Raw genomic sequence first — 12,450 nt, 5'->3', positions numbered from 1 at the left:
TTATGTCGCCGCACTCGCACCTGCAGCTTGGTCTGCCTTCGCACAATCGATGGCGACGACGATTGAGATGAGCATGTGCTCCATCGTCTCATCCACCACTTGAATCTCGTAACTATCGCCCCATGACAGCCATTTCTTTTGGACACTGCCGATGACTTGACCGTTCTGCGTCACTTGGAAGTCCATGTCCCACCAGTTGCCTTGCACATCGATTCCGGCCGAATCAATCGTATAACGCGGTTTGAACAACGTAAACTCTTTCGAGATTGTGACTGTATCCTGGCCTTCGACATCGACATAGAACTTCGGCAAGAAACTAAACGTCTTTTTCGTGATGGTCGTAATCTCATGTCCTTCTTTGTCTGAGATGGTGAACGACTTCGGCAGCTTCATGAAGCTCCCTTCGACGAAATACTGATCGTTCTCATCCGCATCCTTAATCGTGAAACGTCCGCGTAAGCTTAAAACCTTTTGTTTCATGTAGAGCGTGTTCATCGTCATCCCTCCGATTTAGTTGTGATACTCTGTATACGAGTATTTACCCAACTATGATTCAGTTCACTATATTTTTCTGATGTAATCATCGGGAGGAGTCTTTATGAAGAATCATCTTTCAATCGAGGTAGATCTCGACTCTTTAACTTACGAGACCCATATCATCGGCAATCTTGCCTTCGTCATCGATTTCCATGATTATTTCCCGGGACAAAATTGGTCTGATTTTGTCGCCGTCGTCTTGAATTGGTGGGTCGACAATTGCCGTGCCCTTGTATTCGCCCCGCTCAACGAGACGTATTCGTTTCAGTTCATGGACGGCCCAATCCAGATAGCCGCTAAAAAAGTGACCGCCACAGACGTCGAGCTCACATTTGTAGAAGATGGTCATCCAAAGACGCGTATGGGGACTGTATCGCTTGAGGAACTGAAACATGCAATCATCCAAGCCAGTCATCAGTTAATCAACGCCGTGGACCGAAACGGGTGGCAAAACGAGGAGATTGAACAGCTCCGTCACGCCGTCAAAACGCTTCTGACATACTAAAACGCCGCCTCGAAAACGAGGCGGCTCTTTCATTATCCATTTTTCATGCTGAACGAGTCGACGAGCGTGAACGTGATGTCTTTCACGTCGAGACCGCCAAGTGCAAAGTAGAGCTGCAAATAGTTGTGTTGGTTCAAGAAGAACACTTGCTTCGTCTGCGTCACCCATTCTCCGTCCGTGCCGTTGAACGTGAACGTCGGGCCTGGGATGTTGTTGGCGAACAGCGTGACCGGCATCTGGGCGAGTTCGCCCGCGTCCGATTTTGCCGTGATCGTCACGTCGTATGTGCCCGTCTCATCGACCGAGACGGCGAAGACGTGCGTGTTCCCTGTCGACGTGTCGGCGTCACTTAAGCTGACGCTCTCCCCGTTTTCGAGGTGGCGATACGTCACATCGAAATCGATCGCTTGTCCGGCTTCCTCGTCGAGCCCGATCACCTCGACCGTGCCGTCATGAATGCCAAGCTCGCGTTCCATCGCCGGAGACTGCAAGACGAAGCGGCAGATGTTCGCCGCACTCCGGAGCAGTTCACCGCGCGTCAACGTCCCATCAGCGAGCGCCGCGCCCGTGTTGTCATCGAACGAGTTCGTGTCCGGACGGTCGACGACCATATACAAGTCGTTTTGCGACTGGACCATCGCCGCTGTGTTCTGACGGTTCGCCGACTCGTCTTCATGATGGTTCACTTTCGCCCACCAGTCGGTCATGACGATGCCGTCAAAGCCCCACTCGTCACGGAGGATACGTGTGTTCTGATCATAGAGCCCGGCCGTCCACACCCCGTTGACGGCGCCGTACGTCGTCATAATCGATGTCGCTTTGCCTTCTTTGACGGCCATCTCGAACCCTTTCAAGTAAATCTCACGTAACGCCCGCTCCGAGACGATCGAATCGATATCGTGACGGTGCGCCTCCTGGTTGTTGGCGCTGAAGTGTTTGAGCGTTCCTGTCACACCAACGCGATGCATCCCGTTCAATTGAGCGATTGCCATCTTGCCGGTCACGTGCGGGTCTTCCGAGAAGTACTCGAAGTTCCGGCCGTTCAGCGGGTTGCGGTGGATATTCATCCCCGGTCCGAGGAGCGTATCGACGCGATTTTTCCGCATCTCAAGTCCGGTCATCTCGAACAGGTCTTCCACTAATTGGACGTTGAATGTCGAGGCGAGCAGCGTCCCGTTCGGAAGGGCGAACGCCTTCGTTCCGATATCCATCCGGATGCCGGACGGACCGTCCGCGCAACATGCCGCTGGGATACCGAGTTCGTTCAAGCGGTCCGACACCCCACCGAACGCGGCGGCCGTCCCCGGCGTCACGCGCGGCGAGTTCATCCCTTGCCCACGTACGATGCAGGCGAGATCCTCATCCGTCAATTGATTGAGGAACGTTTCGAGTTCGGCTTTGCCTGCATACACATCCGACAACTTCAAACCGTGGTCACCGGCGTAGTCGCGCGAGACCGGACGTTCGGCGATGTAACGTGCCTCGACATCGACCGAACGGAGCGGCGTCGGCACGTATTCGACGAGATAGCCGTTCTCACCCGCGACCGGTTTGATGCGGTCGAACGGGGTGACCGGGGCCATATTCTCGCTGAGCGTCTCGACGACTTGAAGAGATGCCACTTCATACGTGAACACCGGTTGCGCCGAGCGAACGTCGGTCCCAAGGTGAAGCTCGTATGTCCCGGCCTCGAGAACGAAGCTTGAGGCGTGCCCTGTCGCGCCGTTATCGTCATAGCTCGCGAAGTCCGTGACCGGGACACTGAGCGTGAGCGTCGTCCGTTCCCCCGGCGCGAGTGTGTCCGTTTTATCGAAGGCGACGAGCGACCGGGCCGGGTTCCCGAGCGTGCCTTGCGGTTTCTCGACGTACAGCTGGACGACTTCTTTTCCGTCGACCATGCCTGCGTTCATCACATCGACGGTCACCGTGATCACGCCATCCTGTTCAATCGCGCTCACAACATCCGTCGTGAATGTCGTATACGACAACCCGAACCCGAACGGATAGAGCACTGAGTCCTTGGCGAACGTCTCGAAATAGCGGTACCCGACGTAGATGTCTTCTTGATAGATGCCTTTGTCCGCGTGTCCGAAGTTTTTCGTCGATGGGTAGTCCTCAATCGATTTAGCGATCGTATCGGTCAGCTTACCCGATGGCGTGACAGCACCCGTCAAGACGTCGACGAGTCCGGTCCCACCTTCCATGCCACCCTGCCACGTGTAAAGGATCGCGCTCGGTTGATGCGCCCAGTCCATGTCGATGATATTGCCGACGTTCAAGACGACGGCCGTCTTCGCGAATGTTTTTGACACCTTCTCAATCAACGCCTGCTCGATGTCCGTCAACAAATAGCTGCCCGGGTCGGCCGTGTTGTCACGGTCTTCCCCAGCTGTGCGCCCGATAAAGATGAGCGCCAAATCAGAAGCTTCGGCCGCTGCCGCGACGAGTTCGTTCGTCACCTCCATCTCTGGCTGCGACCACGGCTCACCGGCCCAGCCGACACCCTGGTCGAACGGGTTCGCCTCGACCCACGTCTCATACGTCTCAAGAAGCGATGTATTCAATTGGATTCCTTCGGTCGACTGAAGCGCCTCGAGCGGACTCGTCACATGCGAGACGTTGACCATCCCACCTGACCCTGTACCGCTCTTGTAGTAGTTGAATTGACTGCGCCCGAACACGGAAACGGTCGTCCCCGCTTGAATCGGAAGCGTCGCGTCCTCGTTCTTCAAGAGGACGGCCCCTTCGGCGACGGCTGTCCGCGCCAATTGTTTATATGTATCCCAGTTCAATGTGTAAGTCTTCATCGTGTCATCTCCTTCATTCCATTTGCGATTTCAATCAAACAGTCTTCGGCTTGCGGATAGTCACCGAGCTTGTCCATAAAGGCGTGGTCCATCCCGCGGTATCGAATCAGTCGCGTCGGTACGCCGTCGCGTGCGAGTTTACGCGCGTACGCCTCGCCTTCGAGACGAAGGTAATCGTATTCGGCTGTGATGATCAAAGCGGGCGGCAAACCGTTCACATCATCCGCGAACAATGGCGACACGAGCGGGTCGGTCAGCTCGGCCTTGCCTTGTAGATAGAGTTGGTTCAAGAGGTCTTCTGAATCTCCGAGTGCCATCACGACGCCACGGATCAAGTCGTGATGATGTTTGATTTCATAGCGGTCGAGCGTCCATTCGTAATCGTCTGTCGGAATCGATCCCAGATTGACGACCGGATAAATGAGCGCCTGGAAACGAATCATGTTCGTCTCGTTCGATCGGTCGAGTAAGCAACAAGCGGTCGCCAAGTTGCCGCCGGCACTGTCGCCGGCGACCGCGATGTCGTCCCGTGACACCCTGAGCGCATCGGCACGCTCGTGCACCCATTCGAGCGCTCGGTAACAGTCGTTCAGTCCGGCTGGAAACGGATGCTCCGGCGCGAGCCGGTAATCAACCGAGACGACGAGGGCGTTCACTTTCTCGGCGAGCAGTTTACACGGGTTCTCGACCGTATCGAGCGTCCCTCCGAAGAAGCCACCGCCGTGAAAGAACAGAATGGCCGGTAACGTCTCTTCCGTTCGCGGCCGATACAGGCGCACCGGGATGTCGCCGTCAGTGCTCGGAATCATAACGTGGTCTGTCGCGATGTCCATCGTCGTCACGTCACGGTTCGGCCAACCCATACTGGCACGGGCGGACGCCAAGTCGAATGACATTTCTGGCTCGGATGCGGCATACCCTTTGATGACGGCTAACACCCGCGGGTCGAGGTCTCCGGTCACATCAGCGTCTGGAATCGGTTTGATGATTGTTTCGACACCGTCCTCATGATTCATGTTTTGAGACTGGCTCAAGAGCCTCACCAGTTGTGCATAAGTTTGTTTCATCACGGCATCCTCCTTATGTGATTAAAGGGTTTGCCCTCGATTGGTAGAATAAGGATTTATCATCTACGAAAACGAGGTCATTCTATGTACAGTACAGTTGAAAGAGATACACACTTCCAGCACGTTCTTAATCACCTACAAACCAACACAGGCGTTCAAGGTGTTGTTCAGCTCGGCTCCGGTGTCGCAGGATATCAGGACCGTTATTCCGATATCGATTTAATGGTGGCTGCCCGCACTGACGTTGACCCCCAATCAATCAAGCGACGTTTGGCCGACTACTTTCTACAGTTATCCCCGGTTTTCATTAAAGAAAAGCAGTTCGGACCAGATATCTATTTATTGATTGTCCTGCTTGAGAACCGCTTAGAGTTTAACGTCTCCATCGCGCCGCTTGAAATACTCCCGGTTCGTTCCACGCTTTGGAACGTGGTGGTCGATCGGGACGGGCAACTTCTCCAACACATGAAAACCGAACATGAAAGGTTCATCGCCAGCTCAATCCGGTACGAGACTAGCGACGTTCCCTTCGAGTTCATCTATGCTTCGCTGGCGCTTGAGAAAGAGTTGAAGCGAAACAATCCTATTTATGCCTTGAAAATGCTCGAGACGTTGCGCGAGTTAACGTTGACGGCTCAGGCGCTGAAAGAAGGAAGAAAGGTCCATCAATTCAAGGCGTATCATACGTTGAACCATTCGTTCATCGAGGACTATTTACAGACGTATCCCGCTTCCGTCGACCCGGTGTCAATCCGACGCGCCAAACAATCACTTCACGCATTGTTTGCAACTTGTTTGGAAGACCATCCGCAGTTCAAACTTGAACCGTATATGCAACGGTTGCTCCATGAGGCATGACATGCACAAGCTCCTGCTGAACGAACGTTAGCTACGAAGAGTCCGTTCGACTTGTCCCGCTTCGCACTCGACCGATTTTCGGCATGAACGACGAACCGCTTCGTTTCGTGTATAATGAAGCGTAATCCAAATTGCTAATGAAAATTTCTCGAATAGAAGTTTCTTACACGAAAATGAGGTAAACCTATGAATCAACCAAGCTTTTCAGACTATCGCCTAAGCGAAGATATCCAACGCGCACTCGGCATCATGAAATACGAATCACCGACCGAAGTCCAACAGAAAGTCATCCCGCTCGCACTCGAGCGTCAAGACTTGGTCGTCAAAGCTCAAACCGGGAGCGGGAAGACGGCTGCGTTCGGCATCCCTGTCACGGAACTCATCGAATGGGAAGAGAACAAGCCACAAGTGTTGATTCTCACACCGACGCGCGAACTCGCCGTCCAAGTCCGTGAGGATATGACGAACATCGGTCGTTTCAAGCGTATCAAGGCGACTGCCGTTTACGGCAAAGAGCCTTTCTCGAAGCAGCGTGATGAATTGAAACAGAAGACGCACGTCGTCGTCGGAACACCGGGACGCGTCATGGACCACATCGAACGGGAGACGCTCGTCCTCGATAAAATCGATTACTTGATTATCGATGAGGCCGACGAGATGTTGAACCGCGGCTTCCTCGCTGACGTCGAAGCGATTCTTCAAGAATTGCCGCGCGACCGCGTGACGATGGTATTCTCGGCGACGTTCCCGAACGACATCGAGCGTTTGTGTCAAAAGCACATGAACGAACCAGTCCGTGTCGCGATCGAATCGAGTGGGGTTACCGCCTCGACGATCGAACACGGCTTGATTGAAGTGCGTCGCGAAGACAAGCTCGCCGTGCTTCAAGATGTGACGGTTGTTGAAAATCCGGACAGCTGTCTCATCTTCTGCCGGACGAAAGAACACGTCGACACGGTGTACAGCGAACTCGATCAAGCCGGTTACTCGTGCGAACGACTCCACGGTGGCCTCGAGCAAGAAGACCGCTTCGCCGTCATGGAAGGCTTCAAGATGGGTAACTTCCGTTATCTCGTCGCGACCGATGTCGCGGCACGTGGGATTGACGTCGATAACGTCAACCTCGTTATCAACTATGACGTGCCGATGGAAAAAGAGAGCTACGTGCACCGGACCGGGCGCACAGGCCGTGCCGGCAACGCCGGGAAAGCGATCACGCTCGCGACGCCTCATGAAGGCAAGTTCGTTCGCGCCATCGAAGCGTTCATCAAGTTCGAAATCCCGGAGATGGATGCCCCGACCGAAACACAAGTCGCGCGCAACCAAGCCGCGTTCGAAGAGAAGTTGAGTGGACGACGCGTCGTTCGCAACAACAAGACGGCCCGCATCAACCAAGACATCATGAAGCTTCACTTCAGCGGCGGGAAGAAGAAAAAACTCCGCGCCGTCGACTTCGTCGGTACGATCGCCAAAATCCCTGGTGTGACGGCAGACGACATCGGCATCATCACCATCAACGACCAGATGACGTACGTCGACATTTTGAACGGCAAAGGCTCACTCGTCCTTCAGGCGATGGAATCGACACCGATCAAAGGGAAGAAGTTGAAAGTGAGCAAGGCTAAAAAATAAACATCCTTCCAACCTCAATGCCTCTCCATGCGGAGAAGGGTTGAGGTTTTTGTCTTCTCAGCCATTATCGAAAGCGCTTTCGATAAACGTCAAAAAAATAAGTCTTACCGAGAGAACGCTTTCAAGAGCATCATACCGATAACACGTCATGAATTCAACCTTCCTCACCGGATTGTCATAAAAATAGCTCAGGCGTTGCGCCTGAGCTTACTTTCCGAAATGTTGAAAGTCCATTTTCCCTTCAATCGTCGAACTGAATCCTCGTTGCTCGATTTCGCCTTGGTCTGTCACCTGATAGTAATACTCCGCGTCCGGCTCACTCGAAAACGTCACATATATCGTGTATGGATCCGTACTCTCGTACCCCTCTGTCCGAAATGGAATCGTCGTGACGGTGAACGTTTCATTCGGATATCGTTCTTCGAGTTCGTCTTCGAGGATGACGACGTCCGCAGCAACCCGTTCCTCGATTAAAGACGGACGGATTGCATAGAACACCGCATACGCGATGATGCAGAGTACAGCCAACAGACGAATCATCTTACGCCATTTCCCACGAAATCCATAAGACGCAGCAAACATCAAAAATACGACAACAGCTACCAGCAAATGTTCAATCAGCTCTATCGGATGCACTCGATGTCCTCCAGTCGGAATAGATTAGTCGAGCAGTTCTTCCGAGATCAGTTTGAACCCTTCGATTTCCGTATCCTCTTCTAATTCGATCAACAGGCACCGCTTTCCTTTCACGTTCACTTGTCTCACGTACTTCAAGTCTTGCGGACTGATTGAGATATTCGCGACTTTCGTATTGATTTTAATCGACTTCGACGTGTATTTCGGGACGACACTGCTCGCCTTCATCTCATATTGACGGTCGTCGACGACTTGTTGGAACGCCTGCTCCACCTTCTCCGTCGTCACGTCCTCGACCCCACTCGCCTTTAATACGATTTCCACGGTGCGGGCATCAATCATCGGTACGCTCTCGTCCTCGTCCTCACGCTCCGCTTCGGCGAGGATCATCTGGTTGATCTCGTCATAGACGGTTGCGAGCGTCCCGACGTTCACTTCTTCGCCGATGACGGTCTTGACGACTTCCTCGAACATCGCCTTCTCCTCGACCGCCGTCACGATCTCGGTCCCGTTCAAGACGTTCTCGATAAATCCAAAGTCCGGTTGATGTGCCTTCTGGGCCGCATACAAGATATGGTTGACGTCAGCCGCGTTATCCGTGAAGCACGGGAACAAGAAACCGCCGATTGGCGCGTCAAGCTTGATGACCGGGTTGATAAAGATATTCGATTTGAACTCTCGCTCGATATAGTCGAACACGAGCGACTGTTTTGGGAGCTCGGTCTGGTTGATGCTGCCGAGAATGAACCGTGATGTCCACACTTCGTCGCGCATATCGATTTCTGTCTCCTCAGAATGGCGACGCGTCGGCTTATTGTATTTGAAGCGGATGAACGTGATCACCATGTCTTTCTCAAACGGCGCGTCCTGAACCATCTTCAACGCAACCCGCTGCATCATGCCGGCCCATTCTTCAATGTCATCGGTCCGGAGTGCCTCATACAACAACGTCTGTGTATGATCGGTCTGACCGGCTTCTGGATGTTGAAACTTCACTTCGAATAGCTTCTCGTCAATCTTGCCGCCTAGCACTTTCTTGAAGTTGGCGAGGAACAGCTCTTGATGTTCCTGCTCGACGAACGGGAACGAGCGCAATTCCTCGTGGAAAATCTCGTTGCTGTCTTGGCGAATATAAATATTATAAATGTCAGCGATTTTGATCGCTTCCGCATTCAACTTGAAATGCTTGCGGATCGCCGCGATGTCTTTTTGATTCATTCATTCCCACTCCTTCGTCCTTTACTACAAACCGCCTTCATTATACCAATAGTTGTTGCTTGCGCGTATGTCAGTAGTGCTAAAGCCGGGACGTCTGATGTCATGTATCATGTCCCTGACCTCAAGTTTTATAATCTTTCGATTCATTTTTGGTAAATTTGCGTATTTCCCACACTTTGGCCATGTATATTCGATGTGCATCATTCAACCGTCATACATAATAGGAGGCACAAACATGTTCAAAAAATGCATCAGTTCGTTGTTTGCCATCGTCTTAATCGTCACGTCTCTCCACTTGACCACACTGACCGCCTCGGCGCTCCCGCCAGGCATCCCATCGAAGTCAAGCGCCCTCACAAAGTTGAACGCGTTAACGGTCAAGTCTGAAGGAACGATGACCGGCTATAGCCGTGACTTGTTCCCGCATTGGAGCAGTCAAGGCAACGGTTGTGACACACGTCAAATCGTCTTGAAACGCGACGCGGACTCATACGTCGGCGACTGCCCGGTCACATCAGGGTCATGGTACAGTTACTATGATGGAGTCACATTCACGTCGCCATCTAGCCTCGATGTCGACCATGTCGTCCCATTGGCTGAAGCATGGCGTTCAGGCGCAAACAGCTGGACGACGACAAAGCGCCAAAGTTTCGCCAACGATTTGACGGGCCCGCAACTCATCGCCGTCTCAGCTAGCTCAAACCGCTCAAAGGGTGACCAAGATCCGTCAACATGGCAGCCACCACGCACCGGAGCCCGTTGTGCCTACGCAAAGATGTGGGTCGAGACGAAGAGCCGTTGGGGACTAAGCCTGCAGTCGTCGGAGAAAGCTGCCCTTCAAACCGCCATCAACGCTTGCATTTACTGATTCAGAAAGGAGTCCGCTATGAATCAACATTCCTCTACATTTAAAGCCTCACATGGCGTTATGACTGAAGAAGTCGGCGTCATCAGCGGCGAACTTGAATTACGGACGACGTGCCAGGAAGACGGCACGCTCGAACTCGCCATTACGTATGTCGGGGCGGCCGAGTGGTATACATTGCCGGGGAAAGCGTACAAACTGCATGACGTGCGTGACCACGAGGTCGTGCACCGTTTGCTCGTGAACGTCCTCGAGCGGGCGTAACAAATAAGCCGACACGGCATCGTGTCGGCTTATTGTTTGTATTTCTCTAATAACGCTTTCGGGATATGACAATAATCGTCCGGGCATCGCGCGAGCCGGTCTTGATGCTCGTCCGCGCTTCGGACGTAATTCGTGAGCGACAGCACTTCGACCGCGATCCGGTCCGCGTCGCTTCGACTGTCGATAAATGTGCGTGCAGTTTCCAAATGGCGTGGATCTGTACTATAGACGCCAGTCCGATACTTTTCGCCGATGTCCTCGCCTTGGCGATTGACGCTGTACGGATCGATGATTTCGAACAAGTAGTCCATCAAATCGTGAATCGTGACGATGTTCGGATCAAACGTCGTTTTGACGCATTCCGTATAGCCGTCATAGTTTCCGTCAAGCGTATCCGTCGTCCCGTTGGCTCGTCCGGCTTCTGTCTCGATGACGCCTGGTAACGTCTTGATGAACGCTTGAACGCCCCAGAGGCAACCTCCCGCTAAATATACAGTCTGCATGCAATGACCTCCTTAAAATTTTAGTCAATCAATCCCACAACTCGGAATAAATACGCTACGATACAATCACATCTTTTATCGGTGAACAGATACGGGGGACTTACTTTGAAAAAACTCATGTTAACCACATTTTGTACCATCACGCTCGTCTCAGGCGCCTATCAGACGGCGACAGGCGAATCATTCGTCTCAATGAGCCAGTCCGTTTCCGTTGATCACAAGGAGATCGAACGCTATTTGACGACCGAAGTGATGGAACCGAACTTCGGCGGCGATGTATGGACCACGTATCAAATCCTCGACACGAATACGACGAAGAACGAGGTGTACGTCTGGGCGCTCATTCAAGAGTATGTGCAAGAAGGTGACCGCTTCAAGCAGGGATCCGGCATGTCGGTCCCCCTTGTATTATACATTGATGAAGATGATGAATCATGTACCGTTCAAGCCCATCGCTCACCTCGTGATGGTTCGTATTATCCGACCGACCTATGGACCCTGTTCCCGGTCCATGTTCAACTCGCGATTTCTCCGCATCCGGATGGGATCGTGACCAAATTACATACGGAAATGGAAGAAAAACTTTCGCAAAGCCAGCAGGCGACAGACTGAAAAAGGAAATCTACGCGCTGTAGATTTCCTTGTCTTATAGATAGCCGAGTCGTTTCAAATCCTCATAGACGAGAGAAGATAGGAGCGTTCTCCCTTTCCCGTTCAAATGGTCTGGATTATGAAAGTACTCACGCTGATGGATGAACCGTTCGTCTTCCATATAATCCAGGAACGGGACATCTAAATCGAGTGGTTCCAGATGTTGATGGACAAGTCGATCCATCGCTGTCTCATTAAAGTAGGCCAGGTATGATTCATGGACCGGCTCCATCGCCAACACGACACGATAACCTTTTGCCTGACAATACTCGACGATGTCTTTCAATCGTTCCATATTCTGCTCGATGTCACGATTCTTCACAGCCTGTTTATATTGCGCTTCGACCATCTCGTATTTTCGTTCCGAATAATTCTTGCCGTTGTTCACCCACGGTTTGTGCGACTCCCATCTGAAATCCCGGATCTCTCGTGATAGCGCCGTATAGACGCTCCCACTGTTCAATGCAGGAATCGACGTGTACGTATAGTAATCAAACGTACTGACCGGTTCGATGTCTTCCCGGTCCAACACCTGATAATAGTTTTCTTTCCGGCCAATCTCCGCGTTACTGAACGTGATTTGCGAGAGCGAGACGATGACGACGCCTCCCGGACGCAGATGCTCGTCGTACTGCTTCAACATCTTCAAGTCGTACTCAATCGTTTGGCTCGGCAACGCCAAATCGAGATGCGACAGGCCGAGCGGTTTGAACGCATAGCCGAACATCGCGTGCGATGTCCCCAGGTTGATAATATCCAAAGGAGCCGGGTCTTCTCGAAACGCTAACACACCGCGGTTGTTATTGTACGCCCACGACTCTTTGACAAAATTGTTGAGCGGAATCAACAAGATGACAACAATCCCGATGACCACCGCTATTTTCATCCATACACTTCTCATAGCCAT

The 12,450-nt window shown here is 52.4% G+C and carries 13 protein-coding genes; 6 read left to right on the top strand and 7 right to left on the bottom strand.

What is annotated here, in order from left to right:
- Positions 1-495 (bottom strand): LURP-one-related/scramblase family protein, encoded by a 495-nt coding sequence (locus EVJ33_RS03225; protein ID WP_131434400.1) that lies wholly within the window; start codon positions 493-495, stop codon positions 1-3.
- A gap of 103 nt (positions 496-598) precedes the next feature.
- Here EVJ33_RS03225 and EVJ33_RS03220 point away from each other — a divergent pair, with 103 nt between their 5' ends.
- Positions 599-1,042, top strand: a complete 444-nt coding sequence (locus tag EVJ33_RS03220) for a hypothetical protein (protein WP_131434398.1) — start codon at positions 599-601, stop codon at positions 1,040-1,042.
- Positions 1,043-1,074: 32 nt separating this feature from the next.
- Here EVJ33_RS03220 and EVJ33_RS03215 read toward each other — a convergent pair whose 3' ends face one another.
- Both EVJ33_RS03215 and EVJ33_RS03210 read right to left on the bottom strand, forming a co-directional pair.
- Entirely contained in the window at positions 1,075-3,849 is a 2,775-nt protein-coding gene (locus EVJ33_RS03215) for a glycoside hydrolase family 3 C-terminal domain-containing protein (RefSeq protein WP_131434397.1), read from the bottom strand.
- Positions 3,846-4,916 carry an alpha/beta hydrolase gene (locus EVJ33_RS03210; RefSeq protein WP_131434395.1) on the bottom strand — a complete coding sequence of 357 codons (1,071 nt, stop codon included), beginning with the start codon at positions 4,914-4,916 and terminating at the stop codon, positions 3,846-3,848. The genes EVJ33_RS03215 and EVJ33_RS03210 overlap by 4 nt, the downstream gene beginning before the upstream one ends.
- Before the next feature lie 84 nt (positions 4,917-5,000).
- On the opposite strand from EVJ33_RS03210, the gene EVJ33_RS03205 reads away from it, so the two are divergent.
- A complete protein-coding gene (locus tag EVJ33_RS03205) occupies positions 5,001-5,774 on the top strand; it encodes an aminoglycoside 6-adenylyltransferase (protein WP_131434393.1) in 774 nt (257 codons plus the stop codon).
- Between the two features lie 186 nt (positions 5,775-5,960).
- Complete coding sequence (locus EVJ33_RS03200) at positions 5,961-7,406, top strand: DEAD/DEAH box helicase (RefSeq protein WP_131434391.1); 1,446 nt, start codon at positions 5,961-5,963, stop codon at positions 7,404-7,406.
- 207 nt (positions 7,407-7,613) lie between these two features.
- Here EVJ33_RS03200 and EVJ33_RS03195 read toward each other — a convergent pair whose 3' ends face one another.
- Entirely contained in the window at positions 7,614-8,042 is a 429-nt protein-coding gene (locus EVJ33_RS03195) for a hypothetical protein (RefSeq protein WP_131434389.1), read from the bottom strand.
- A gap of 24 nt (positions 8,043-8,066) precedes the next feature.
- The gene (locus EVJ33_RS03190; RefSeq protein WP_131434387.1) at positions 8,067-9,260 is read right to left on the bottom strand and encodes a DUF4317 domain-containing protein; all 1,194 of its coding nucleotides are present in this window, start codon (positions 9,258-9,260) and stop codon (positions 8,067-8,069) included.
- Positions 9,261-9,495: 235 nt separating this feature from the next.
- Between EVJ33_RS03190 and EVJ33_RS03185 the strand changes: the two genes are divergently transcribed.
- Together EVJ33_RS03185 and EVJ33_RS03180 are read left to right on the top strand one after the other, a co-directional pair.
- Entirely contained in the window at positions 9,496-10,128 is a 633-nt protein-coding gene (locus EVJ33_RS03185) for an HNH endonuclease family protein (RefSeq protein WP_131434385.1), read from the top strand.
- An 18-nt stretch (positions 10,129-10,146) separates the two neighbouring features.
- Entirely contained in the window at positions 10,147-10,389 is a 243-nt protein-coding gene (locus EVJ33_RS03180; protein WP_131434384.1) for a hypothetical protein, read from the top strand.
- 29 nt (positions 10,390-10,418) lie between these two features.
- Here EVJ33_RS03180 and EVJ33_RS03175 read toward each other — a convergent pair whose 3' ends face one another.
- On the bottom strand, positions 10,419-10,892 hold the full coding sequence (locus EVJ33_RS03175; RefSeq protein ID WP_131434382.1) for a peptide-methionine (S)-S-oxide reductase: 474 nt from the start codon (positions 10,890-10,892) through the stop codon (positions 10,419-10,421).
- 105 nt (positions 10,893-10,997) lie between these two features.
- Between EVJ33_RS03175 and EVJ33_RS03170 the strand changes: the two genes are divergently transcribed.
- Positions 10,998-11,504 (top strand): hypothetical protein, encoded by a 507-nt coding sequence (locus tag EVJ33_RS03170; RefSeq protein WP_236634518.1) that lies wholly within the window; start codon positions 10,998-11,000, stop codon positions 11,502-11,504.
- Between the two features lie 34 nt (positions 11,505-11,538).
- On the opposite strand, the gene EVJ33_RS03165 is transcribed toward EVJ33_RS03170, so the two are convergent.
- Entirely contained in the window at positions 11,539-12,429 is an 891-nt protein-coding gene (locus EVJ33_RS03165) for a hypothetical protein (RefSeq protein ID WP_236634517.1), read from the bottom strand.
- Between the last annotated feature and the right edge of the window lie 21 nt (positions 12,430-12,450).

It is taken from the genome of Exiguobacterium sp. SL-10 (assembly GCF_004337025.1).
Lineage (GTDB): Bacteria > Bacillota > Bacilli > Exiguobacteriales > Exiguobacteriaceae > Exiguobacterium.
This window is presented reverse-complemented; position numbering and strand designations above follow the sequence as displayed.